The organism is Paraburkholderia sp. RL18-085-BIA-A, from assembly GCF_046027075.1.
In the GTDB taxonomy this organism is placed as follows: domain Bacteria; phylum Pseudomonadota; class Gammaproteobacteria; order Burkholderiales; family Burkholderiaceae; genus Paraburkholderia.
The window spans coordinates 172,261-196,946 of the sequence record NZ_JARESU010000001.1 but is presented as its reverse complement, the minus strand read 5'-3'; the positions used below and the strand labels follow the sequence as shown (position 1 = coordinate 196,946).

The following is a 24,686-nucleotide window of genomic DNA, read 5'->3' as shown; positions in this document are numbered from 1 at the left end:
GCTGATCGGCTGGGCTGCGATTTCGAGCGCGCTGGCCAGGCGCTTGCGGTGCGATGCGCGTGTGCGGTCGTTCATCGGGTGGACCGCGCTGTGGTGTGCGACAGCGTGCGCGGGCTTCGGCTACGCCGCCGTGCGCGCGGAATTGCGGCTCGCGGCGAGCTTGCCTTCTGCATGGGAGGGGCGCGACATCGAGGTCGTCGGCAGCATCAAGGGCCTGCCGTCACGCGACGACAACGGTGTGCGGTTTTTGTTCGAAGTTGAAGCAGCCACGGCGCCCGTTGTTGCACTTGCAACTGCGGCTGTCGCTGCGCCGTCCGTTCGTTTTCCGCGCGTAATCCAACTGTCCTGGATCGATGCCGACGCCTCCGCGCCACGGCTTGAACCGGGTGATCGCTGGCGGTTGACCGTGCGGCTCAAACGCCCGCACGGCAACGCGAACTTCGGCGTGCGCGATGCTGAAGCAAATCTGCTCGCGCGCAATGTGCGGGCCACCGGTTACGTGAGCGGCCCGGTTCGCGCGCTGCGTTTGCCAGGCCGGGCGCGGGGCCTGAGCGTGCTCATGGACCGCTGGCGGGCCGCGCTGCGCGCGCGGATCGACGCGGTGTTGGCGGACGCGCCGCATCGCGGGATTGTCGTCGCGCTGGCGATCGGCGCTCAGGACGAAGTCAGCGCCGCCGACTGGCTGCTGATGCGCGCCACCGGCACGAGTCATCTGGTGGCGATTTCGGGCTTGCATATCGGCTTCGTCGCGGGGGTGGCCGGATGGCTGGCGGGCGCGGTGTGGCGGCGTTCCGGATGGATTGGGCGCAACTGGCCGTTGCGGTTGCCCGCGCAAATCGTCGCGGTGACGGCGGGCGCCGGCTTCGCCGCGCTGCATGCCGCGCTGGCCGGCTTCAATGTGCCGGCGCAGCGCGCGCTGTGGATGGCGGGCGTCGTCGCGCTGGCGTTCGTCAGCGGGCGCGATCTGGCGCGCTCGGTGGTGCTGGCGTGGGCGCTGGGGCTCGTGCTGTTGGTCGATCCGTGGGCGGTGGTGTCGGCGGGATTCTGGCTGTCGTTCTGCGCGGTGGCTGCGATTCTGTTCGCGGTGGCGGGGCGGCCGCGGGTGCGGGGTCGCTGGCAAGGTCGCGATGGCGAGGATGGCGACCGTGGCGATGGCGAGGACGGCGAGCGTGAAGGTGAAGGTGACGGCGAGGACGAGGACGAGCGAGGCGGGAGAGGCGGGAGAGGCGGGAGAGGCGGGAGAGGCGGGAGAGGCGGGAGAGGCGGGCCGGGCAGAACGGGCGGGACGGGCGACAGTACCGGAAGCGGCGGAAGCGGCAAAAGCAGCAAGAGTGGCACCAGTAGAGGCGAGCCTCGCCGAATCCCGAAGCTGTGCGCCGCCCTATGCCGCCGTATCCGCGCCCTCGCCGAACGGCTGCACAGCGCCGCGCATGTGCAGATCGCGGTAACGCTCGCCCTCGCGCCGCTGACCGTCTACTGGTTTGCGCAGATTCCGCTGATTGGTCCGCTCGCGAACGCGTTCGCGATTCCGTGGGTCAGTCTGCTGGTCACGCCGGCGGTGTTGGCCGGCGTGGCATTGCCCGCGCCGCTCGATGCATGGCTGTGGCACACCGCGCATGCGCTGCTCGATCTGCTGGCCGTCGGCTTGCACATGTTGTCCGGTCCCGCCTGGGCGCTCTGGCGGCTGCCGCAACCGGACGCATGGACGCTTGCCGCGGCCGCGCTCGGCGTGTTCTGGTGTCTCGCGCCGCGTGGCTGGCCGTTGCGCTGGGCCGCACCGCTCACGTGGCTGCCGCTGCTGATGCCGGCGCCGCCTGGTCCGCCGCCCGGCAGTTTCCGTCTGACCGCGCTGGACGTTGGGCAGGGCAGCTCGGTGCTGGTCGAAACCGCGCATCACGCATTGCTGTTCGATGCGGGACCGGGCCCGGAGTCGACCCATGCGGGCGAGCGAGTGGTCGTGCCGTTCCTGCAGGCACATGGCGTCGCGGCACTCGACACGCTGATCATCAGCCACGCCGACTCCGACCATTCGGGTGGCGCGCCCGCCGTACTCGACGCGATCGACGTGCATCAGTTGGTGGCGGCACTGGCGCCGGACAACACGCTGTGGCCGAGCGCGCGGCAGCACGGCGCCCAGACGGTGCCATGTGCGGCGGGACAGCGCTGGCAGTGGGACGGCGTCGAGTTCGCGATGCTGTGGCCGGATGCCGGCCCGTTGCAGGGCAAGCCGAACTCGCATTGCTGCGTGTTGCGGGTCAGCACGATGCCAGGCGCCGCGAGCGGGGCAGGAGCGCTTTCTAAAACGGCGACGTCTGCGCAAACGGGAGCCCATCGGCAAGCGGCAGCGTCTCTTGAAACCGCACCGCTACCGCAAACGGCACCGCAAACGCTACCTCAACCAGCACCGCCGTCGCAAACGGCAGCGCTTCCGCAAATGGAATCGCCTGCTCAACCAGCATCGCCGCGCGTCGCAGCCTTGCTGACCGCGGGCATCGAGGCACCGGCCGAACGCGTGCTGCTAGCGCGCGATCGCGGCGCATTGCGCGCGCAGGTGCTGGTCGTGCCGCATCACGGCAGCAAGACCTCGTCGACTGAGCCGTTCCTCGACTCTATCGAGCCGTCCATCGCGTTATTTCAGGTAGGCTATCGCAACCGCTTCCAGCATCCGAACGCAGGGGTGTTCGAGCGCTACAAGGCGCGCCGTATCGAGCTGGGGCGCAGCGATACGGACGGGGCGGTGCGGGTCGACGTGAGCCCGGGCCCGCAAGGCACCACGCTGACACTCGAGCGCTATCGCGATACGCAGCGCCGCTACTGGATGGATCGCTGACGGCCCGGCGAATGGATCGCCGCCTGTACATGCAACACGCAGAAGAAACGCGCGACCACGCCGCAGTGGCTGCATGAGGGCATGCGCGAAGCACTCACGAAAAAGCAATTGCGAAAAAGCGCACGCGCAAATCCGCGCGCAAAAATCAGAACGGAGATAGCCGCAGTTGAAAAACATCATTCATTTTTCGCACGCCAACGGCTTCCCAGCGTCGACCTATCGGACCATCTTTGCCGAACTCGCCGACGACTACGACCTGCGCTCGATCGAGCGGATCGGCCACGACGCCCGTTTCCCGGTGACACAGGACTGGCCGCATCTGGTCGAACAGCTGCTCGACGACATCGGCCGCGCTTACGAGCATCCGGTCTGGCTGCTCGGGCATTCGCTCGGCGGTTATCTATCGCTGATGGCGGCGCTGAAAAAGCCGCAATGGGTGAGGGGCGTGGTGATGCTCGATTCGCCGGTGATCGCCGGCTGGCGCAGCAGCATGCTGCGCGTGTCGCAATGGACCGGGCTCGACGAGCGCCTCTCGCCCGCGGCCGCCACGCGCACGCGCCGCACCCACTGGGCGAGCCGCGACGAAGCGTGGCGCCACTTTCATTCGAAGCCGGCGTTCGCGCGCTGGGACGAGCGCATGCTGTCCGACTATATCGACTTCGGCATTCCGCAGAGTTCGCCCGACGGCGGCCGCTCCCTCGCCTTCGACCGCCGCATCGAATATCAGATCTACAGGACTCTGCCGCACACGCTCGGCGCGCGGCTCGCCCGCGGCGCGCCGGTGCCGGTCGGGTTCATCGCCGGCACGCGCTCGAAGGAAATCCGCCAGGCCGGACTCGATGCCACCCGTCGCGCCACCGGCGGCCATCTGGAATGGATCGAGGGCAGTCATCTTTATCCGATGGAAAAGCCGCTCGAAACCGCGCGCGCGGTGCAGCGGATGTTGAACGAACTGGAGCGGCGCACCTGACGCCGCGCGGCGGGAGGCGGCGCATCGGATAGAGCGCCGCCCGGCGAAGGCAGCCGTCACTTTCGGCTGATGTCCCGGCGCGCGCGGCCAGGGTTGCGGCAGTTGGCGGCGGGGTGTGCAACCGCACTCGCAACTGCGCATGACAACAGAACCGCGTCACGAAAAACAGCGTATGACTGATGCGCCGCGACTGCCGCCACCACGACAGACGAGCGTGCAGGTGTCGGTCGGATTTTGCTGGGTCGGGCCCTTGCTTTACGGTATAATCCGTTTTTCCCGCGAGCATCCAGCGATGACCAAATATGTTTTCGTCACCGGCGGCGTAGTATCTTCCCTCGGCAAGGGTATTGCCGCCGCTTCCCTCGCCGCGATCCTCGAATCGCGCGGTCTTAAAGTCACCCTCCTCAAGCTCGATCCGTACATCAACGTCGACCCCGGCACGATGAGCCCGTTCCAACACGGCGAAGTGTTCGTGACGGAAGACGGAGCTGAAACCGACCTCGACCTCGGCCACTATGAGCGCTTCATCAGCACGAAGATGCGCAAGGCCAACAACTTCACCACGGGCCAGATTTACGAATCGGTGATCCGCAAGGAACGCCGTGGCGATTATCTCGGCAAGACGGTGCAGGTCATCCCGCACATCACGAACGAAATTCAGGCATTCATCGAGCGCGGCGCAGCTTCCGCGACGTGCGGCGAGCCGGATGTCGCGATCGTCGAAGTGGGCGGCACGGTGGGCGATATCGAATCGCTGCCGTTCCTCGAAGCCGCGCGTCAGATGAGCCTGCGCATGGGCCGTAACAGCGCGTGCTTCGTGCACCTCACGCTGGTGCCGTGGGTTGCCACGGCCGGCGAACTCAAGACCAAGCCTACCCAGCACAGCGTGCAGAAGCTGCGCGAAATCGGTATCTCGCCGCACGTGCTGCTGTGCCGCGCCGACCGCCGCATTCCGGACGACGAGCGCGCGAAGATCTCGATGTTCTCGAACGTGCCGGAAGACGCGGTGATCTCCGTGTGGGACGCGGACAGCATCTACAAGATTCCGCAGATGCTGCACGACCAGGATCTGGACGCGATCATCTGCGAAGAGCTCAAGCTCACGCCGAAGCCCGCCGATCTGTCGATGTGGTCGGACCTCGTCGAGAAGCTCCAGCATCCGAAGCACGAAGTGACGATCGGCATGGTCGGCAAATACGTCGATCTGACCGAGTCGTACAAGTCGCTGATCGAAGCGCTGCGCCATGCGTCGATGCATACGGCGACCCGCGTCAACATCGAATACATCGACTCCGAAGAGGTCGAGACGCAAGGCGTCGAAAGCCTCAAGCATCTCGACGCTGTGCTCGTGCCGGGTGGCTTCGGCCGTCGCGGCACCGAAGGCAAGATCGCCGCGATCCGCTATGCGCGTGAAGCGAAGGTGCCGTATCTCGGCATCTGCCTCGGCATGCAACTGGCCGTGATCGAATTCGCCCGCGACGTGGTTGGCCTGAAGGATGCGAACAGCACCGAGTTCGATCAGGAAACCGAAAACCGCGTGGTCGCGCTGATTACCGAGTGGTATGACCGCGAAGGCCGTGTCGAGAAGCGCACCGAAGAATCGGATCTGGGCGGCACGATGCGCCTCGGTTCGCAACGTTGCCCGATCAAGCCCGGCACGATGGCTGAGGAGATCTACGGCAAGGACGTGAACGAACGCCATCGCCACCGTTATGAAGTCAATAACCGCTTCGTGCCCCAGCTCGAAGCCGGTGGCCTTATCATCAGCGCCCGTACCCCGAGTGAAGATCTGCCGGAAATGATGGAGTTGCCGCGCAGCATGCACCCGTGGTTCGTCGGCGTGCAGTTCCACCCGGAATTCACGTCCACACCGCGCGACGGCCATCCGCTGTTCAAGTCGTTCGTCGAAGCGGCGCTCGCGCATCACCAGTCGCGCACGGCAACGGCAACCGAAGTCGGGGAGAAAGCATGAAACTGGGCGATTTCGAAATCGGGCTCGACAAGCCGTTTTTCCTGATCGCGGGCACCTGCGTCGTCGAATCCGAGCAGATGACGATCGACACCGCGGGCCGTCTGAAGGAAATCTGCGCGAAGCTGAACATTCCATTCATCTACAAATCGTCGTACGACAAGGCCAATCGCAGCAGCGGCAAGTCGTTCCGCGGTCTGGGCATGGACGAAGGTTTGCGCATCCTGTCGGAAGTGAAGCGTCAGCTCGGTCTGCCGGTGCTGACCGACGTTCATGCCGAGCACGAAATCGAACAGGTCGCCTCGGTGGTCGACGTGCTGCAAACGCCGGCTTTCCTGTGCCGTCAAACCGACTTCATCCACGCTTGCGCGCGTTCGGGCAAACCGGTCAACATCAAGAAGGGCCAGTTTCTCGCGCCGCACGACATGAAGAACGTGATCGACAAGGCGCGTGACGCGGCCCGCGAAGCGGGTCTGTCGGAAGACCGGTTCATGGCGTGCGAGCGCGGCGTGTCGTTCGGCTATAACAACCTCGTGTCGGACATGCGCTCGCTGGCGATCATGCGCGAAACCAACGCGCCGGTCGTGTTCGACGCCACGCACTCGGTGCAGTTGCCGGGCGGCCAGGGCACGAGCTCGGGCGGTCAGCGCGAATTCGTGCCGGTGCTCGCGCGTGCCGCGGTCGCGGTCGGCGTCGCCGGCCTCTTCATGGAAACGCATCCGAATCCGGCGCAGGCCAAATCGGACGGCCCGAACGCGGTGCCGCTGAACCGCATGGCCGATCTGCTCGAGACGCTGTTGACGCTCGACCAGGCCGTCAAGCGCGCGCCGTTCCTCGAGAGCGATTTCAACTGATTCAGGCGTTCGCCGCGTGTCACGATTGGCTTGCATAATGCGCACAATCAGCGGCGTGCGGCGGATGCACGCAATGGTCGTCGAACGTATCGGCGCGCGAGCTGTCTGTCGGGGAGGCCAGTGCGCTGCATGGGACCGGAGTAAGCGCTGAAGCACTAACTCCGGATCGACATGCGCTGCATGGGACCGGAGTAAGCGCTGAAGCACTAACTCCGGATCGACATGCGCTGCATGGGACCGGAGTAAGCGCTAAAGCGCTAACTCCGGATCGACACAGGCGCCTGGTACAGTGTCACGGTAAAGAATTCAACGTCATTTCTTGAGGAAACCATGAGTGCTATCGTAGATATCATCGGTCGAGAGATTCTCGATTCGCGAGGCAACCCCACTGTCGAATGCGACGTGCTGCTCGAGTCGGGCACGATGGGCCGCGCCGCGGTGCCGTCGGGTGCGTCGACGGGTTCGCGTGAAGCCATTGAACTGCGCGATGGCGAAGCCGGCCGTTACGGCGGCAAGGGCGTGCTGAAGGCCGTCGAGCACATCAACACGGAAATCTCCGAAGCGATCATGGGCCTCGACGCTTCCGAGCAGGCCTTCCTCGACAAGACCCTGCTGGAACTCGACGGCACCGACAACAAGTCGCGCCTCGGCGCGAACGCGATGCTGGCCGTGTCGATGGCCGTCGCGAAAGCCGCCGCTGAAGAAGCAGGCCTCCCGCTGTACCGCTACTTCGGTGGCTCGGGCGCGATGCAACTGCCGGTGCCGATGATGAACATCGTCAACGGCGGCGCGCACGCGAACAACAGCCTGGATATCCAGGAATTCATGATCGTGCCGGTCAGCCAGCCGACCTTCCGCGAAGCACTGCGCTGCGGCGCCGAAGTGTTCCACGCGTTGAAGAAGATCCTGTCGGATCGCGGCATGAGCACGGCGGTGGGCGACGAAGGCGGCTTCGCACCGAACTTCGGCAGCAACGACGAGTGCCTGTCGACCATCCTGCAAGCCATCGAGAAAGCAGGCTACCGCGCCGGTGAAGACGTGCTGCTCGCACTCGACTGCGCAGCCAGCGAGTTCTACCACGACGGCAAGTACCAGCTGGCCGGCGAAGGCCTGCAACTGTCGTCGACGGAATTCGCGGACTACCTCGCGAACCTCGCCGACAAGTTCCCGATCGTGTCGATTGAAGACGGCATGCACGAAAGCGACTGGGCAGGCTGGAAGACGCTGACCGAGAAGCTCGGCAAGAAGGTCCAGCTGGTCGGCGACGACCTGTTCGTCACCAACACGCGCATCTTGAAGGAAGGCATCGAGAAGGGCATCGCTAACTCGATCCTGATCAAGATCAACCAGATCGGCACGCTGACGGAAACCTTCGCGGCAATCGAAATGGCCAAGCGCGCCGGCTACACGGCCGTGATCTCGCACCGCTCGGGCGAAACCGAAGATTCGACGATCGCGGATATCGCTGTCGGCCTGAACGCCGGTCAGATCAAGACGGGTTCGCTGTCGCGTTCGGACCGCATCTCGAAGTACAACCAGTTGCTGCGCATCGAAGAAGATCTCGGTGATATCGCCAGCTACCCGGGCAAGTCGGCGTTCTACAATCTGCGCTAAGGTCGTCGTGGCCAGTTTGTTAGCGCTGACCGATGAGCCGGTCATCCTTCGTTTCTGATTGACCTCGCCGCCCTGCGTACAGCGCAGGGCGGCGCGTATTTATTGTGCTTACTTCATGCGGCTTGTCACTGCTGTCCTGATCGTTCTGCTGGTGTTGATCCAGTACCCGCTCTGGTGGGGCCATGGAGGCTGGTTGCGCGTGCATGAGTTGCAGCAGCAACTGGCGCAGCAGGTGCAGAAGAATGCCGATTCGAAGCTGCGCAACGAGCGTATTCAGGGCGAAGTGCAGGACTTGCAGAACGGCACTGCCGCAGTCGAAGAGCGCGCGCGCTACGAGATGGGCATGGTGAAGGACGGCGAAGTGTTCGTGCAGTTCGTCTCGCCGAATGCACCGTTGCCGACCGCGAACGCGCCTTCGGTGACCACCTCGACACGTGGCGAAGTGTCGGCGGCGCCGTTGCATGTGGTGCCGAATCCGGAGTCGCGCGCGAAGCCAGATCGCAAGCATGGCGGGAAGGCGGTGGCCAAGGAGAAGAAGGCCACGCATTGAGGTTTGCCGGTTAGCGTTGGTTTGGTAAGAAGCATGCAAAAAAAGCGCGGTTCATTTCTGAACCGCGCTTTTTTTTTGCGCTTGCATTGGGGCTGCGGCCGGGACTACCAGCCCCAGTTCGGCCCGAAGCCGACGCCGATACCCGTCCCCCAGCCACGCCCCCAGCCGCCGGTGGAGTAGCTGCCAAACACACGGACGGGCGGCGAATAGTAACGCGACCATGCCTGCGCGGCGTTTTCGGCGGCAATGGTCTGATCCTGCTCGAACATCACCTGACGGTCGATCGCGTCGTAGCGCGCGCGCTCTTCAGGTGTCAGCGATGGGGCGGTATTGGGCGCGCCCGATTGATCGGCTGGCAGGCGGCTCAAGATCTGCGACTGGCCGCCCGGCGGGTTCATCGCGCAGCCGGTCAGAGCCGCGCTGCCCGCGACGACAGCCAGCAGGGTGAGCGTGCACGCGTTGCATAGCGGCGAAACAGGGCGTGTCATGTTCGAACTCCATCGGTCGGACCCCTAAGCAAAACGTGCGCGGCGTGCAATGCCAATGATTCAACGCAATGATCGAAGATACTGCGCCGCCCCGGCCGTGGAGACAATGGGCGGCGCGGTAGTGACTGCCGTTGTGCAAGCGCGCTGCGGCGCCCCTCAGCCGGCGTCGCGCCCGCCCCGGCGAAAGCCGTTTCAGTGCGGCATCAATGCCGCTGGTCGGCAGCGGGCGTCACGCCTTGTGAGAGTGCACTGGCGACGAAAAGTTGCGCCACGTCGACCGGATCGAATTCATACCGTTGATTGCAGAACTCGCAATGGATTTCGACGTGGCCACGCTCTTCGACCACGCCGTCCACTTCCTCGCGGCCGAGCATCTTCAGCATGCCGCCGACTTTTTCGCGCGAACACGTGCACTCGAAACGCGCGGTGGCCGGTTCGAAATGCTGCACGTTCTCCTGCCAGAACAGGCGGCGGAACACCGTTTCCGGTTCTTCCTTCAACAACTCCTCCTGCGACAGGGTGCCGCCCAGCGTGCACACGCGCTCCCACGTATCCGCGTCCAGCTCGCCCGGATGCGGAACGATCCCGCCGTCGCCCGGCAGCTTCTGCAACAGCATGCCGACCGCGCGCTCGGTGTTCGCGGCAAGCCACAGCCGAGTGTCGAGCTGCTCCGAGTGATGCATGTAGTGTTCGAGCACTTCGGCCATCGACTTGAGCGGTCCGTCCAGGCCCGACAGCGGCACGATACTTTGATACGGCTGCTGGCCGGGCTGCTTGTCGGCCGGGTCGAGCGTGATCACGCAGCGGCCGTGGCCGCTCGCGTTCAACAGTTCGATCATCGAGGTCGTGTCGTCGATCGTGTCGCCCGTGTTGCCGGACAGCTTGGCGGTGGCGCGCATCGACAGATCGGAGCTGCACTGGACCACCAGCATCTTGATCGGGCCGTCGCCGAAAATCTGCATGACGAGCGTGCCGTCGAACTTGAGGTTCGCCGACAGCAACGCGCACGCGGCCATCATTTCGCCCAGAATCGTCCGCACGGGCGCCGGATAATCACGGCGCGTCAGCACTTCCTGCCACGTATTGCGCAGCGAAACGATCTCGCCGCGCACCGGCGCCGCGCTGAACATGAATTTTTGCAACTGGTCGCTCACAACTTTTCCTCGGTGGAATGGCGCGGCGTGATGCCACACCGTGCGCGCCGCGCACGCCGGCTTTTAGCCGATGCGTACGAGTTGCGCCTTGAAATATTCGCGGCGCTCGGCATAGCTCGCCGTGCCGCGCTGCATATTGGCGATATCCGTCTCGGTCAGTTCGCGCACCACCTTGGCGGGCGCGCCGAGAATCAGCGAATTGTCGGGAAACACCTTGCCTTCGGTGACGATGGCGCCCGCTCCAACCAGACAGTTGCGGCCGATTACCGCGCCATTCAAGACCACGGCCTGAATTCCGATCAGCGAGCCTTCCTTGATCGTGCAGCCGTGCAGCATGACCTGGTGGCCGACCGTCACATTGGGCTCGATCGTCAGCGGGAAGCCGGGGTCGGTGTGCAGCACGGCGTTTTCCTGCACGTTGCTGCCGGCGCCGATCGTGATCGGCTCGTTGTCGCCGCGGATCGTCGCGCCGAACCAGACGCTCGCGTTTTCCTCGAGCGTCACGTTGCCGACGATGTTCGCAGAATCGGCGACGAACACGCTTTCATGGATGGTTGGGGCGGCTTCGCCAAGCTTGTAAATCGTCACAGTGTCTCCTCTTGATCCGCTTGATCGGTTAAGGCGCACGCGGGGTGAGCCAGTGAACCTTCCGACGCGTGCTACCTGAGCGGGGTGTGCCGCATAGCCGGCGCGACGGGCGCACCGGATGGTCGAATCGAGTATTGTAAACGCTTGTGTGCGTGGGCCGCCTCGCACGGCAGCGGGAAAGTTCGCCAAGCTGTCGTTCGGGCTGGTGGGCCGATTGCGCCACCATCGGTCCCGCTTTGGGACCTTTCTTTTGCCGCGTATGCTATCGCGTCCTTTGCCGCTTTCTTCGCTGTTTCCTTCGCCGATCCGCCTGCCATGATGTCCGCCGCTTCGCCAGTGTCAACCACCTCAGCCGCAGCCGCTCCGTCCGTCCCGCACCCGCAAGCCCAGCCGGATTGCGCGCGAACCGCAGCGCTAGCCGCATTGCGCGAAAGCGATCCGTCCGCGAAGGCAGCCGCGGCCCGCGCGCTGTACGCCGCCGTGCTCGATGGCCGCGCCGCCTGCGCAGCCGGCCTCGAACTCGACGAGCCGGCCGGCTTGCCAGGCCGCCCCGTGCGGCCCGAGCTGGTCGAGCCGCGCAAGCTCGGGCGGCGCAGCATGCAATCGGCACAGGGCCGCGCGGTCCTGCTGCACGCGCTGGCGCACATCGAATTCAACGCGATCAATCTCGCGCTCGACGCCGCCTGGCGCTTCGCCGCCATGCCCGCTGCGTTCTACGTCGACTGGCTCAAGGTCGCCGCCGAAGAGGCCTATCACTTCTCGCTGCTGGCCGCGCGCCTCACGGAATACGGCCACGCATACGGCGATTTTCCCGCGCACGACGGCCTGTGGGACATGTGCGAGCGCACCCGCGGCGACGTGCTGGCGCGTATGGCGTTGGTGCCGCGCACGCTCGAAGCGCGCGGCCTCGACGCGTCGCCGCCGATCCGCGCGCGCCTGCAACAGGCGGGCGACCAGACATCCGCGGCGATTCTCGACGTGATCCTGCGCGACGAAATCGGCCATGTGCTGATCGGCAACCGCTGGTTCCGACACTTGTGCGACGCGAGCGGCCTCGATCCGCACGAGACGTACACGCGACTCGCCGACCAGTATCACGCACCGAAATTACGTGGTCCGTTCAATTTCGAAGCGCGCCGCGATGCGGGGTTCGACGAAGCGGAACTCGCCGCGCTGGTGCATCTCGACGCCCAGCAGCCGGCCCCGCCGGCCACGCTCGACTGAGTGTCTTCTCAATAATGTGGCTCCCACGTCTCGCCAGCCGTCTCTATAATCGAACGATCATTCTTTTTTGGCGCGCCGTTCATGAATAATTCCCGATCCGAGTTTGTCGCCGTACGCGGCGTCCGTCTGCATGTGCGGCGTTGGGGCAATCCCGAAGCGCCCACGCTCTTCATGCTGCACGGCTGGATGGACGTGGCGGCGTCGTTCCAGTTCGTCGTCGATGCGCTGGGCGGCGACTGGCAGGTGATCGCGCCGGACATGCGCGGCTTCGGCCTGTCGGACTGGCCGGTGGCCGAGCGCGGTGGCGGCAACTACTGGATCCAGGACTACGTCGCCGATCTCGACGCGCTGCTCGACCACTACGCGCCGGCCGGCGAAGTAAATCTGGTCGGCCATAGCATGGGCGCGAACATCGCCTGCCTGTATGCGGGTGTGCGGCCGGAGCGGGTGCGGCGGGTGGTCGACCTGGAGGGCTTCGGGCTCGCGCCGTCGCACTCGGCGCAAGCACCCAGGCGCCTGCGCAACTGGCTCGACGAACTGCGCGATCCGCCACAGCTGAAGCGCTACGCGTCGCTCGACGACGTTGCCGCCCGCCTGACCAAAACCAATCCGCGACTCGACCCGGCGCGCGCGAAGTATCTCGCGCAGCACTGGTCGAAGCCGGACGGCGAAGGGTGCTTCATGCTGCTCGCCGATCCGGCGCACAAGCTGCGCGGGCCGACGCTCTATCGGCTCGACGAAGTGATGGCGGTATGGCGCAAGGTGAGCGCGAAGGTTCTGCACGTCGAGGCCGCCAACTCGCCGACGCTCGCGCAGATCGCCGGCGAGATTCCGCTTGATGAATTCAAGGCGCGCTTCCAAGCGTTCCCGGACTGGCGCGAGAAGATCATCGACGCAGCGGGGCACATGGTGCACCACGACCAGCCGGAGCAGGTGGCCGCGCTGATCGAGGGATTTTGCGCCTGAACACCGCAAATATCGGCACACGTCGGCGTCCGCGCGAGATAGCTCTGCGCCCATTTACTGCGTTGCAGTAAAATGGATGTACAACTTTTCCCGGACCACGATGAACGCCGATCTCCACTGCCACTCCACCGTTTCCGACGGCCAGTTCGCGCCCGCCGACGTCGCGCGCCGTGCGCACGCGGGCGGCGTGACGCTGTGGGCGCTGACCGACCACGACGAAGTGGGCGGCCAGCAGGAAGCGCGCGCCGTCGCCGAGGCGCTCGGCATGGGCTATGTGAGCGGTGTCGAAATTTCGGTGACGTGGGCGTCGCGCACCGTGCATATCGTCGGCTTGGGCGTTGATCCGACGAGTTCGATTCTGATCGAGGGCCTGGCGCGTACTCGCGATGGCCGCGCGGCGCGCGCCGAAGCCATGGGCGAGCAGCTGGACGGGCTCGGCATTCCCGGCGCGTATCAGGGCGCGCTCAAATACGTGTCGAACCCGGACATGATTTCGCGCACGCATTTCGCGCGCTTCATGGTCGAGAGCGGCTACGCCAGCTCCACGCAAGACGTGTTCAACCGCTATCTCGGCGACGGCAAGCCGGGTTACGTCGCGCATCGCTGGGCCAAACTGGCCGACGCGGTCGGCTGGATCCAGGCCGCAGGCGGCGAGGCGATCATCGCGCATCCGGGCCGTTACGCGTACACGCCGGTCGAATTCGACGCGTTTTTCGCCGAATTCATCGATCTCGGCGGCAAGGCGATCGAAGTAGTGACCGGCAGCCACACCCCCGACCAATACCGTGAATACGCCGACGTCGCGCGCCGGTTCGGTTTCGAGGCGTCGCGCGGCTCCGACTTCCACGCGTCCGGCGAAGGCCGCATCGAACTCGGCGCGTTGCCGCAATTGCCTTCCGATCTCAAGCCTGTCTGGGAACGCTGGCTGTGATCGCGCGCCGTGCCATGCGGCACGTCACGCGAGATCACGGCTGGTGCCGGCCGCATGCGGCGCATGTCCGCGTCCGGTATTCCGGCCGCCGCTCATCAGCAGTTCAGCCGCAGCTGAGTTGTCGCCATCAGCCGCCGTTCACCTGTCGTCATCGTTAGTCGCCATGTCCCAATATTTTCGGCTTCACCCTGACAACCCGCAGCCGCGCCTCGTCAAACAGGCCGTGCAGATCATCAAGGACGGCGGCGTGGTCGCGTTGCCGACCGACTCGAGCTATGCGCTCGCCTGTCAGCTCGACGACAAGGACGCGGCCGAGCGTCTGCGGCGGATTCGCGGGCTCGACGAAAAGCAGTTGCTGTCGCTGCTGGTGCGCGATCTGTCGGAGCTGGCGAACTTCGCGATGGTGGACAACCGGCAGTACCGGTTGATCAAGTCGGTGACGCCGGGCCCGTACGTATTCGTGCTGCAGGCCACCAAGGAAGTGCCGCGGCGCCTGTCGCACCCATCGCGCAAGACTATCGGCCTGCGGGTGCCTGACCACGCGATCACGCTGGCGATTCTCGATGAGCTCGGCGAGCCGCTCCTCGGCTCGACGCTGATCATGCCGGGCGAAACCGGGCCGCTGAACGACCCGGAAGAAATCCGCACGCGTCTCGAAAAGCAGCTGGATCTGGTGATCGACGGCGGCGCCTGCGTGTGCGAGCCGTCGACCGTGATCGACCTGACCGGCGCGGAGCCCGTGCTGGTGCGTGCGGGGCGCGGCTCTCTCGCGCCCTTCGGTCTCGAAGAGACGGCATGAGTGAAAGCGGACAGACGCACGCAATCGCGTTGTTACAATAGCGAGTTATGGATTCTTCCCTGATACAAACCATTGCGGTGTACGCGTTGCCGGTTATTTTCGCGATAACGCTGCACGAAGCCGCCCATGGCTACGTCGCGCGCTGGCTCGGCGACAACACCGCATACGTGCTCGGGCGCGTTTCGATCAATCCGATGCGGCACATCGATCCGCTCGGCACGATCGCGATCCCTTTGCTGTTGTATTTCGCGACGAGCGGCGCGTTCATGTTCGGGTACGCGAAGCCCGTGCCGGTCGCATTCGGCAACCTGCGCAATCCGCGCTGGGGTAGCCTGTGGGTCGCGGCGGCGGGCCCTGCGTGCAATTTCATCCAGGCGCTGATCTGGGGCCTGTTCGGCGTCGGGTTGGCGGTGTTGAATGTCGACGAACCGTTCTTCACGCGCATGGCAGGCGCGGGTGTCGGTGTGAATCTCGTGCTCGGCGTGCTGAACCTGTTTCCGCTGCCGCCGCTCGACGGCGGCCGCGTGTTGATGGCGCTGCTGCCGCCGCGCCAGTCGATCGGGCTGGCGCGGCTCGAACCGTACGGTTTTTTCATCGTCATGGCGCTGGTCATGACCGGCACGCTGACGCGCTACTGGCTGAACCCGCTCGTTACGCTCGGCTACAGTGCGATTACCGCAATTCTGACTCCACTTGTTTCGTTTTTCTAAATAACCATGTTCCCAGACCGTATCTTCTCCGGCATGCGGCCCACCGGGTCGCTGCACCTCGGCCACTATCACGGCGTGCTGAAAAACTGGGTGCGGCTGCAGTCCGAATACCCGTGTTTCTTCTGCGTGGTCGACTGGCACGCGCTGACGACGCACTACGAAACGCCCGAAGTGATCGAAAAGAACGTGTGGGACGTGCTGACCGACTGGCTCGCGTCCGGCATCGATCCGGCGCAGGCTACGCTGTTCATCCAGAGCAAGGTGCCCGAGCATGCGGAGCTGGCGCTGCTGCTCGGCATGAGCACGCCGCTCGGCTGGCTCGAACGCGTGCCGACCTACAAGGAGCAGCAGGAGAAGCTGAAGGACAAGGACCTGTCCACCTACGGCTTCCTCGGCTACCCGGTGCTGATGGCGGCCGACATTCTGCTGTATCGCGGCTCGCTCGTGCCGGTCGGTGAAGATCAGGTGCCGCACGTCGAAATGACGCGTGAGATCGCGCGCCGGTTCAACTACCTGTACGGCCGTGAGCCGGGCTTCGAGCAGAAGGCCAACGAAGCCGCGAAGAAGCTCGGTGGCAAGCGTTCCAAGCTTTATCACGAACTGCGCAATGCCTATCAGCAGGAAGGCGACGACGAAGCGCTCGAGCAGGCGCGCGCGATGTTGCAGGAGTCGCAAAGCCTGTCGATGAGCGATCGCGAGCGCCTGTTCGGCTACCTCGAAGGTTCGCGGAAGATCATTCTGGTCGAGCCGCAGGCGATGCTGACCGAAGCGTCGCGGATGCCGGGTCTGGATGGCCAGAAGATGTCGAAGTCGTACGGCAACACGATCGGCCTGCGTGAAGACGCGGAAACCATCACGAAGAAAGTCCGTACCATGCCGACCGATCCGGCCCGCGTGCGCCGCACCGATCCGGGCGATCCGGACAAGTGCCCGGTCTGGCAACTGCACCAGGTCTACACGGACGAAGCGACGCACGAGTGGGTGCAGAAGGGTTGCCGCAGCGCGGGCATTGGTTGTCTCGACTGCAAGCAACCGGTGATCGAAGGCATTCTGCGCGAGCAGCAGCCGATGCTCGAGCGCGCGCAGAAATACATGGACGATCCGTCGCTGTTGCGCGCAATCGTCGCAGACGGCTGCGACAAGGCCCGCAAGTTCGCCACGGAAACCATGCGCGACGTCCGCGAGGCCATGGGCCTGTCGTACAGCTGAGCCTAGGCGCTGCAGCGATGTGCACGTCCGCCGCCGTCCACGGATTGGGTGAGCCGTCGCGCTGGGTGTGCGATTGGGCGCATCTGGTCGCCGCGGGCGGCACGGTGCTCGACGTGGCGTCGGGAGCGGGGCGGCACGCGCGGTTCTTCGCGGCGCTGGGGCATCCGGTGACCGCGATCGACCGCGATGCGGCCGCGCTCGGCACGTTGCGCGACGAGCCGCTCGTCACCGCGCTCACGGCCGACCTCGAAGGCGCCGCGTGGCCGCTGTCCGCCGATGCGAAATTCGCCGCCGTCGTGGTGACGAACTATTTGCACCGGCCGCTCTTTCCGCATCTTTTGCGCTCGCTCGCGCCGGGCGGCGTACTGGTTTACGAGACCTTCGCGCAAGGAAATGAAAGCGTCGGCAAGCCCTCCAATCCGGCGTTTCTGCTCGCGCCCGGCGAGCTTCTCGACAGGGTGCGCGGCCAGCTCCGGGTGGTCGCGTTTCAGGACGGTTTTCTCGCGCAGCCGCGCCCGGCCTACGTCCAGCGCATCTGCGCGATTCTCGAAGCAACGCGCCCAGATGATCCGGCGCAGGCGGCACCGCCGCGTTGTTACGAGTTGGCTGGCTAATCCGCTACAATCGCGGTTTACCTGATCAAATTCATGGCGTTTCATGACTAACGGCAACCAGAGCGGCAACCAGAGCAGCGTTCAGATCCTCGGCAGCATTCCTGCCATCATCACCCCCATGCTGGAAGACGGCAGCCTCGATCTGCCGGCGTTTCGCAAACTGATCGACTGGCACATCGCGGAAGGCACCGACGGACTCGTCGTGGTCGGCACGAGCGGCGAGTCGGCCACGCTGTCGGTCGAAGAGCACGTGCTGATGGTCAAGACCGCGGTCGAGCACACGGCGGGCCGGATTCCGGTGATCGCCGGCTCGGGCGGCAACTCCACCACCGAAGCAATCGAACTCACGCAACAGGCGAAAGACGTCGGCGCGGACGCGACGCTGCAGGTCGTGCCGTACTACAACAAGCCGACTCAGGAAGGCATCTACCGCCATTTCGCGAAGATCGCCGAAACGGTCGATCTGCCGGTGATCCTGTACAACGTGCCGGGTCGCACCGTCGCGGACATGAGCAACGAGACCATCCTGCGATGCGCGCAGGTTCCAGGCATCGTCGGCGTGAAGGAAGCGACCGGCAACATCGACCGCGCCGCGCATCTGATCAAATCCGCGCCCGCGCACTTCGGCATCTACAGCGGCGACGATCCCACCGCGATCGCGCTGATGCTGCTCGGCGGCCACGGCAATATCTCGGTTACCGCCAACGTCGCACCGCGCGCGATGAGCGAACTGTGCAAGGCCGCACTCGCGGCCGACGCGAAAACCGCGCGTGAAATTCATTTGAAACTCCTGTCGCTGCATAAGAACCTGTTCGTCGAGTCGAATCCGATTCCGGCCAAATGGGCATTGCAACAACTGGGTCGTGTGCAGGGCGGAATCCGCCTGCCGCTCACGCCGCTCGACGCGCAGTACCACGAAGTGGTGCGCGGCGCGCTGCGCGAAGCGGGCCTGCTGGGCTAAGCGGGGCGACCGCGGCATCCAGTAGCGCTAACGAAAGACCGCCACCGGCATTCCCTTAACCGACGTCGATCCAGCCCACGTTCCCGGCACACAGAACCAGGCACCGCGTTCCAGCATCACGAAGGACCTCATGAAACGTTCCGCACTTTCCCTCCACGCAACCCGCATGGCGGCGCTGGCGCTTGCCCTGACGACGCTCGCCGGCTGTGACACGCTGAACGACTGGTTCGCTTCCGACCGCGTCAACTACAAGGGCGCGGCGAGCGCGCCGCCACTGGCCGTTCCGAACGACCTGAGCACCTCGCCGACCGACCAGCGCTACGTCGCGCCGCCGGCCAATCTGGCGCTGGGCGGCGCGCCCACGCGCGCGGTCACGGCTGCCGGCAACGCGACCGAAGGCCAGCCGAATGCGCAAGACCCGCTCGGCATGCATATCGAGCGTGACGGCGATCGCCGGTGGCTGGTGGTCGACGGCCGCTCGCCGGAACAACTGTGGCCGCAATTGCAGGAGTTCTGGCAGGAAAACGGTTTTGTCCTGAAAACGGACGCGCCGGCCACCGGCATCATGACGACCGACTGGGCTGAAAACCGCGCGAATATTCCGGACGACTGGTTCCGCCGGACGGTCGGCAAGGTGATCGACTTCGCGTACTCGTCGGGTACTCGCGACAGCTTCCGCACACTGGTGTCGCGCGGAGCGGCCGACACCACCGATATTTCGATCACGCACAGCGCGATGGAAGAAGTGATGACGGGCCAGGACAAGACATCGTCGCGCTGGGAAGAGCGTCCGCGCGATCCGGCGCTTGAAGCGCTGTTCCTTAGCAAGCTGATGGAGAAGTTCGGTCTGACCGAAGCGCAATCGAAGCAGCTGCTGACCGACGCGCGCCCGGCCACCGCGCCGACCACGATCGACCAGAGTGCGGGCGCCTCGACGCTCGATCTGCAGGAATCGTTCGACCGCGCGTGGCTGCGCGTGGGCCTCGCGCTCGACCGCACCAACTTCACGGTCGACAACCGTGACCGCGCCAAGGGCATCTACTACGTGCGTTACGCGGACTCGATGCAGGAACTGAAGCGCGAAGGGCTGTTCGGCAAGCTGTTCTACAGCGGCAATTCGTCGAAGAAGCCGGGTCAGGAATTCCTCGTCAATGTGCGCTCGAAGGGTGACACGGTGACGCAGGTGGCGGTGCTCGATGCGAACGGGCAGATCGACACGTCGTCTGACGCGCAGCGCATCGTGACGCTGCTGCACGCGCAACTGAACTAAGCGGGCCGTGCGCTTCGCGAGTCTCGGCAGCGGCAGTGAAGGCAATGCGCTGCTGGTGGAAGCGCACAGCGGCGTGACCACCACGCGCGTGCTGCTGGACTGCGGCTTTTCCGCGCGGGAAGTCGAGCGGCGTCTGACGCGGATCGGCGCGAGCGTCGAAGGTCTCGACGCTATTCTGATTACGCATGAGCATAGCGATCACATCGGCGGCGCGCTGACGCTGGCGCGCAAGTGGTCGATTCCGCTGTACATGAGCTGGGGCACCGCCCGCGCGGTGGGTGCCGACGAAGCCGATGTCGACCTGCAGGTGCTGTGGGGCGACGAAGCGGTAGCGATCGGCGACCTCAGCGTCCTCCCTTATACCGTCCCTCACGACGCGCGCGAGCCGCTGCAATACGTGTTCTCGAATGGCGCGAGCCGGCTCGGCGTACTGACCGATGTCGGCACGTCGACGCCGCATATCAGCGCGGTGCTGAGCGGCTGCGACGCGCTGGTGCTCGAATGCAATCACGACCTGCGGATGCTGGCGGGCAGCCGCTATCCGCAGTCGTTGAAAGCGCGGATCGGCGGCAACCATGGGCATTTGAACAACGACGCGGCGGCGGAGATTCTCGCATCGCTCGACCGCTCGCGGCTGCGTCATCTGGTTGCTGCGCATTTGAGTCAGCAGAACAATCTGCCGGAACTGGCGCAGGCCGCGATGGCCGGCGCGCTGGGCGCGGCGCCTGCCGAAGTGGTGGTCGCTTCCCAGGAAGATGGGTTCGCGTGGCTGAGCGTGTGATGCTTGCTTTGAGCGCTGTTGCAGTCGCTGGCGGTAGGCGCCTGGCGACACCCATGAGGAAAGCCCATAACGATTGCTCGTTATGGGCTTTTCGCTTTTGATGGCGGGCGTTTGTAGAACGCCTCGCCCCGAATAAGGCTTAGTTGCGGTTGCCGCCGAAGATGCCGAGCAACGCGAGCAGATTGACGAACACGTTGTAAAGATCCAGGTAGATCGCGAGCGTGGCCGTGATGTAGTTCGTCTCGCCACCGTTCACGACGCGCTGCACGTCGAACAGCATGTAAGCCGAGAAGATCACGATCGCCATCACCGAGACGGTCAGCATCAGCGCCGACAGTTGCAGGAACACGTTCGCGACCGAAGCCAGCAGCAGCACGATCACGCCCATGAACAGCCACTTGCCGAGACCCGAAAAGTCACGCTTGCTGACCGTGGCGATGGTCGCCATTGCGGTGAAGATCACACCAGTGCCACCGAAGGCGAGCATGATCAGCGACGGGCCGTTCGAAAAACCGAGCACGAAGCTCAGGATGCGCGACAGCATCAGGCCCATGAAGAACGTGAAGCCGAGTAGCACGAACACGCCAACCGAACTGTCTTTGGTTTTCTGAATCGCGAACATGAAGCCGAAGGCGATCGCGAAGAAGGCCAGCATGCTCATCGCCGGGCTGGTGGCGGCGAACAGCGAGAAGCCGGTGGCGAGACCCACCCACGCGCCGAGCACGGTCGGAATCATGGACAGCGCCAGCAGCCAGTAGGTGTTCCGTAGCACGCGGTTGCGCGTTTCGGCCGTGCTGACGGTGCCATTGCGGCCAAAGCTATACGGATGTTCGTTCATGGTCTCTCCTTACCTCAGAAGCGTGTTTCGTGGTGGTGGTGCCGCGGGTTGTGCCGCGCTGGCCGGATCGCCTGTCGCCAGGCGCAGTGTGTTCACCCCTAAGATTAGCGCGGAAGCGGGGAGTTTCAATAGTTTGAAAATGCCCTCAAGGCCTACGCTACCAGTATTTTGGAACTCCTGCTGAGACCCTTTCAGTATTGTAAGGGTTCAATCGCAATCATACACGGGAACATGCTACAATAGCGGATTCATTTGAATCTGTAACCTCTTAATTTTTTGGAGTTTTTATGGCGATCGAACGCACCCTGTCCATTATCAAGCCGGACGCAGTGGCCAAGAACGTGATCGGTCAGATCTACACCCGTTTCGAAAACGCTGGTCTGAAGATCGTGGCATCGCGCATGGTTCACCTGTCGCGCGCCGACGCCGAGAAGTTCTACGCCGTGCATGCTGCACGTCCGTTCTTCAAGGACCTGGTCGAATTCATGATCTCGGGTCCGGTGGTCGTGCAAGCGCTGGAAGGCGAAAACGCAATCCTGAAGCACCGCGACCTGATGGGCGCAACCGACCCCAAGAAGGCGGAAAAGGGCACGATCCGCGCCGACTTCGCCGACAGCATCGACGCTAACGCGGTGCACGGTTCGGACGCGGCAGAAACCGCAGCGGTTGAAATCGCGTTCTTCTTCCCGGAAGTGAACGTCTACTCGCGTTAAGCGACCCAGGCGAAATTTGTCGCGCGCGATCCGGGTAGCCGATCTGATTTATCGCACGAATCGCCCGGCAAAGTAGTAAGGTAAAAGCAGCAGGAATGGGCGCGAACGGCATTGCGTTCATGCAGCTTGTTGCATGAACGTAGTCTCGCACTGAAATGGCAGGATTCGATATGACGAGCAGTCCCACCGTCAACCTTCTCGACCTCGACGCCCAAGGGCTTGTCGCCTACTGCGACAGCCTGGGCGAGAAGCCGTTTCGCGCCAAGCAATTGCAGCGTTGGATTCACCAGTACAACGCCGCCGACTTCGACGGCATGACCGATCTGGCGAAGTCCTTGCGCGAAAAGCTCAAGGGTCGCGCCGCGATCACGATGCCCGGCATCGTCAGCGACCATATTTCCAGCGACGGCACACGCAAGTGGCTGATCGACGTCGGCAACGGCAATGCGGTTGAAACTGTGTACATCCCCGAAGAAACCCGCGGCACGCTGTGTGTGTCGTCGCAGGCGGGGTGTGCGGTCAACTGCCGTTTCTGTTCGACTGGCAAGCAGGGTTTTTCCCGCAATCTCACCAGCGGCGAAATCATCGGCCAGTTGCGCATGGCCGAGTTCGCGCTGCGCGCGTCGCGAGGCGTGGCCGGCGGCCGTGCCACGGGTGGCGACGGCAAGGGTGAGCGCGTGGTCACGAACGTCGTGATGATGGGCATGGGCGAGCCACTGCTCAATTACGACGCGGTGGTGCCGGCCATGCGCCTGATGCTCGACGACAACGCGTACGGCCTGTCGCGCCGACGCGTCACGTTGTCCACCTCGGGTGTCGTGCCGATGATGGACCGGCTCGGCGCCGATCTGCCGGTGGCGCTCGCGGTCTCGTTGCATGCGCCTAGCGATCCGTTGCGCGACATGCTGGTGCCGCTGAACAAGAAGTATCCGTTGCGCGAACTGATGGCGGCTTGCCAGCGCTATCTGAAAGTCGCGCCGCGCGATTTCATTACGTTCGAATACTGCATGCTCGACGGCGTGAACGACAGCGAAGCGCAAGCGCGCGAACTGCTCGCGGTCACGCGCGACGTGCCGTGCAAGTTCAATCTGATTCCGTTTAATCCGTTCCCCGAATCGGGCCTCGTGCGCTCGAAGCCGGAGCAGATCAAGCGATTTGCACAAGTGTTGATGGACGCGGGCGTCGTCACCACGGTGCGCAAAACACGCGGCGATGACATCGACGCTGCCTGCGGTCAGCTGGCCGGTGCGGTGCAGGACCGCACGCGCCTTGCTGAGCGCACCGGGAAGGCGGCCAAGGTTATCGAGGTTCGCGCCGTGTAATCGAGCGGCATGGCAGGCGTCGGCGTTCGCTAAAGAGTTCGGCGAGTGCGCGAAAGTCCTTCATGACGCGGTCGATTGAAAAGAAAGTTTGCAGAAGCGATCGGAAGCGGCACATAAGGCCGCGCATTTTGTTATAAACGGTCTGCGATTCGGGCGCGAGGCTTTGGCCTGTCCGGGTTGCACAAGTGAAAAAGAATCGACGCGAAAGGATTTGGGATGAGTGAGCCGCAGCACCCGCAGCCGCACGACACAGACACAAACGAAAGCCATCCGGCGCCGGTCGCTCGGGCGGTGGTGCAACCTGTTGTGCAGCAGGGCCTGGATTCGTTGGCGGCGGTTGGCGCGCGCTTGACCCAATTGCGTGAATCGAAGGGCTGGTCGATCGAAGACGTGTCGGCCCGTCTAAAAGTATCCGTCGTCAAGTTGCGCGCGCTCGAAGCGGGCGACATCAGCCATTTGCCGGACACGACTTTCGCGCTCGGCGTGGTGCGCAGCTACGCGAAGATGCTCGACGCCGATCCCGCACCGTTCACGCAGGCGTTGCGCCGCGAGAAGGGTGTGCCGGCGCCGGATCTGTCGATGCCGGCGTCGTCGGGCAAGGACTTGCCGCGCGGCCGTGTGTCGTTGACGCTCGGCAGCAGCGGGCAGAAAAGCCGCTCGTGGCTGTGGGGCATTGCGGCGGTTGTCGTCGCGGTGATCGCGCTCGCCATGTGGCATACCAACAGCGGCGATTCGACCGCGTGGCTCGCACGTCTGAAGGCGAGCGCGAACGGCGCCGCAGGCGGCGCAAACGGCGCATCGGGTGCGGTCGCGCAGGGTCCGTCGGAGGGCGCAACTGCGCAAGAGGAAGCGTCGGCGCCGGAAGCGCCGGCCGTAGCGGAAAACGCGGCGTCGGCTACGCCGATGCCCGCGCCGCTGGCTACAGGTATAGCGCCGTCGTCGGCACCTGCGGTCACGGCAATGGCGGCCGCTCCGAAGGCGGGCTCGCAGGCTCAGACTGCTGCTGCGCCAGTCGCGAGTGCGCCGGCCGCTGTGGTGGCGGCAGCATCGGCGGCAACGGCAGCGCCTGCCGCGGGTGAGGCGATCGTCGCGCTGCGCGTGACGCAAGACAGTTGGTTCAGCGTGCGCGGCAAAGATGGCAAGGAGGTGTTCTCCGGCCTCGTGCACGCCGGCGACACGAAGGAAGTGACAGGTGAAGCGCCGTTCAAGATTACGGTCGGCAACAAGGCTGGTCTGGAGTCGCTGACGCTCGATGGCCAGCCGGTCGATCCGGCGAAATATTCGGCAGCCAAAGGCAATGTGGCGCGCTTCGCGTTGCCTTGACAGATACG

23 protein-coding genes are annotated in these 24,686 nt (G+C 64.5%); 19 read left to right on the top strand and 4 right to left on the bottom strand.

What is annotated here, in order from left to right; translation table 11 throughout:
• Position 1: 1 nt before the first annotated feature.
• From P0D89_RS00865 to ftsB, 6 genes are all read left to right on the top strand, one after another.
• A complete protein-coding gene (locus P0D89_RS00865; RefSeq protein WP_408376041.1) occupies positions 2 to 2,830 on the top strand; it encodes a ComEC/Rec2 family competence protein in 2,829 nt (942 codons plus the stop codon).
• A gap of 166 nt (positions 2,831 to 2,996) precedes the next feature.
• The gene (locus P0D89_RS00860; protein ID WP_408376010.1) at positions 2,997 to 3,800 is read left to right on the top strand and encodes an alpha/beta fold hydrolase; all 804 of its coding nucleotides are present in this window, start codon (positions 2,997 to 2,999) and stop codon (positions 3,798 to 3,800) included.
• A 292-nt stretch (positions 3,801 to 4,092) separates the two neighbouring features.
• Positions 4,093 to 5,772: a CTP synthase gene (pyrG, locus tag P0D89_RS00855; RefSeq protein WP_408376009.1), complete on the top strand. Its 1,680-nt coding sequence runs from the start codon at positions 4,093 to 4,095 to the stop codon at positions 5,770 to 5,772.
• Positions 5,769 to 6,623 (top strand): 3-deoxy-8-phosphooctulonate synthase, encoded by an 855-nt coding sequence (gene kdsA / locus P0D89_RS00850; RefSeq protein ID WP_149668182.1) that lies wholly within the window; start codon positions 5,769 to 5,771, stop codon positions 6,621 to 6,623. Before pyrG ends, kdsA begins: the two co-directional genes overlap by 4 nt.
• 330 nt (positions 6,624 to 6,953) lie before the next feature.
• The gene (gene eno / locus P0D89_RS00845) at positions 6,954 to 8,237 is read left to right on the top strand and encodes a phosphopyruvate hydratase (RefSeq protein WP_121317352.1); all 1,284 of its coding nucleotides are present in this window, start codon (positions 6,954 to 6,956) and stop codon (positions 8,235 to 8,237) included.
• Between the two features lie 115 nt (positions 8,238 to 8,352).
• The gene (ftsB, locus tag P0D89_RS00840) at positions 8,353 to 8,787 is read left to right on the top strand and encodes a cell division protein FtsB (protein ID WP_408376008.1); all 435 of its coding nucleotides are present in this window, start codon (positions 8,353 to 8,355) and stop codon (positions 8,785 to 8,787) included.
• A gap of 104 nt (positions 8,788 to 8,891) precedes the next feature.
• On the opposite strand, the gene P0D89_RS00835 is transcribed toward ftsB, so the two are convergent.
• From P0D89_RS00835 to P0D89_RS00825, 3 genes are all read right to left on the bottom strand, one after another.
• Positions 8,892 to 9,275 (bottom strand): hypothetical protein, encoded by a 384-nt coding sequence (locus P0D89_RS00835; protein ID WP_408376007.1) that lies wholly within the window; start codon positions 9,273 to 9,275, stop codon positions 8,892 to 8,894.
• Positions 9,276 to 9,478: 203 nt separating this feature from the next.
• The gene (hslO, locus tag P0D89_RS00830) at positions 9,479 to 10,429 is read right to left on the bottom strand and encodes an Hsp33 family molecular chaperone HslO (protein WP_408376006.1); all 951 of its coding nucleotides are present in this window, start codon (positions 10,427 to 10,429) and stop codon (positions 9,479 to 9,481) included.
• A gap of 63 nt (positions 10,430 to 10,492) precedes the next feature.
• A complete protein-coding gene (locus P0D89_RS00825; RefSeq protein ID WP_408376005.1) occupies positions 10,493 to 11,017 on the bottom strand; it encodes a gamma carbonic anhydrase family protein in 525 nt (174 codons plus the stop codon).
• Between the two features lie 315 nt (positions 11,018 to 11,332).
• On the opposite strand from P0D89_RS00825, the gene P0D89_RS00820 reads away from it, so the two are divergent.
• From P0D89_RS00820 to P0D89_RS00775, 10 genes are all read left to right on the top strand, one after another.
• Positions 11,333 to 12,241, top strand: coding sequence for a ferritin-like domain-containing protein (locus P0D89_RS00820; protein ID WP_408376004.1), 909 nt, complete (start codon positions 11,333 to 11,335; stop codon positions 12,239 to 12,241).
• A gap of 81 nt (positions 12,242 to 12,322) precedes the next feature.
• On the top strand, positions 12,323 to 13,207 hold the full coding sequence (locus P0D89_RS00815) for an alpha/beta fold hydrolase (RefSeq protein ID WP_408376003.1): 885 nt from the start codon (positions 12,323 to 12,325) through the stop codon (positions 13,205 to 13,207).
• Positions 13,208 to 13,307: 100 nt separating this feature from the next.
• A complete protein-coding gene (locus P0D89_RS00810) occupies positions 13,308 to 14,138 on the top strand; it encodes a 3',5'-nucleoside bisphosphate phosphatase (RefSeq protein ID WP_408376002.1) in 831 nt (276 codons plus the stop codon).
• A gap of 163 nt (positions 14,139 to 14,301) precedes the next feature.
• A complete protein-coding gene (locus tag P0D89_RS00805; RefSeq protein WP_408376001.1) occupies positions 14,302 to 14,937 on the top strand; it encodes an L-threonylcarbamoyladenylate synthase in 636 nt (211 codons plus the stop codon).
• A 47-nt stretch (positions 14,938 to 14,984) separates the two neighbouring features.
• The gene (locus tag P0D89_RS00800; RefSeq protein ID WP_408376000.1) at positions 14,985 to 15,647 is read left to right on the top strand and encodes a site-2 protease family protein; all 663 of its coding nucleotides are present in this window, start codon (positions 14,985 to 14,987) and stop codon (positions 15,645 to 15,647) included.
• A gap of 6 nt (positions 15,648 to 15,653) precedes the next feature.
• Positions 15,654 to 16,856 (top strand): tryptophan--tRNA ligase, encoded by a 1,203-nt coding sequence (locus P0D89_RS00795; RefSeq protein ID WP_408237113.1) that lies wholly within the window; start codon positions 15,654 to 15,656, stop codon positions 16,854 to 16,856.
• Positions 16,857 to 16,873: 17 nt separating this feature from the next.
• A complete protein-coding gene (locus tag P0D89_RS00790; protein WP_408375999.1) occupies positions 16,874 to 17,470 on the top strand; it encodes a class I SAM-dependent methyltransferase in 597 nt (198 codons plus the stop codon).
• A gap of 43 nt (positions 17,471 to 17,513) precedes the next feature.
• Positions 17,514 to 18,431, top strand: coding sequence for a 4-hydroxy-tetrahydrodipicolinate synthase (gene dapA, locus P0D89_RS00785; RefSeq protein WP_408375998.1), 918 nt, complete (start codon positions 17,514 to 17,516; stop codon positions 18,429 to 18,431).
• Between the two features lie 130 nt (positions 18,432 to 18,561).
• The gene (bamC, locus tag P0D89_RS00780; protein WP_408375997.1) at positions 18,562 to 19,701 is read left to right on the top strand and encodes an NlpB/DapX family lipoprotein; all 1,140 of its coding nucleotides are present in this window, start codon (positions 18,562 to 18,564) and stop codon (positions 19,699 to 19,701) included.
• A gap of 7 nt (positions 19,702 to 19,708) precedes the next feature.
• On the top strand, positions 19,709 to 20,482 hold the full coding sequence (locus P0D89_RS00775) for an MBL fold metallo-hydrolase (protein ID WP_408375996.1): 774 nt from the start codon (positions 19,709 to 19,711) through the stop codon (positions 20,480 to 20,482).
• A gap of 139 nt (positions 20,483 to 20,621) precedes the next feature.
• Here P0D89_RS00775 and P0D89_RS00770 read toward each other — a convergent pair whose 3' ends face one another.
• Positions 20,622 to 21,320 (bottom strand): Bax inhibitor-1/YccA family protein, encoded by a 699-nt coding sequence (locus tag P0D89_RS00770; RefSeq protein ID WP_408375995.1) that lies wholly within the window; start codon positions 21,318 to 21,320, stop codon positions 20,622 to 20,624.
• A 287-nt stretch (positions 21,321 to 21,607) separates the two neighbouring features.
• Here P0D89_RS00770 and ndk point away from each other — a divergent pair, with 287 nt between their 5' ends.
• The 3 genes from ndk to P0D89_RS00755 all read left to right on the top strand — a co-directional run bounded on the left by ndk (position 21,608) and on the right by P0D89_RS00755 (position 24,678).
• Positions 21,608 to 22,033: a nucleoside-diphosphate kinase gene (ndk, locus tag P0D89_RS00765; RefSeq protein WP_408375994.1), complete on the top strand. Its 426-nt coding sequence runs from the start codon at positions 21,608 to 21,610 to the stop codon at positions 22,031 to 22,033.
• A gap of 170 nt (positions 22,034 to 22,203) precedes the next feature.
• Positions 22,204 to 23,355 (top strand): dual-specificity RNA methyltransferase RlmN, encoded by a 1,152-nt coding sequence (rlmN, locus tag P0D89_RS00760; RefSeq protein ID WP_408375993.1) that lies wholly within the window; start codon positions 22,204 to 22,206, stop codon positions 23,353 to 23,355.
• 216 nt (positions 23,356 to 23,571) lie between these two features.
• On the top strand, positions 23,572 to 24,678 hold the full coding sequence (locus tag P0D89_RS00755; RefSeq protein ID WP_408375992.1) for a helix-turn-helix domain-containing protein: 1,107 nt from the start codon (positions 23,572 to 23,574) through the stop codon (positions 24,676 to 24,678).
• Positions 24,679 to 24,686: the final 8 nt, after the last annotated feature.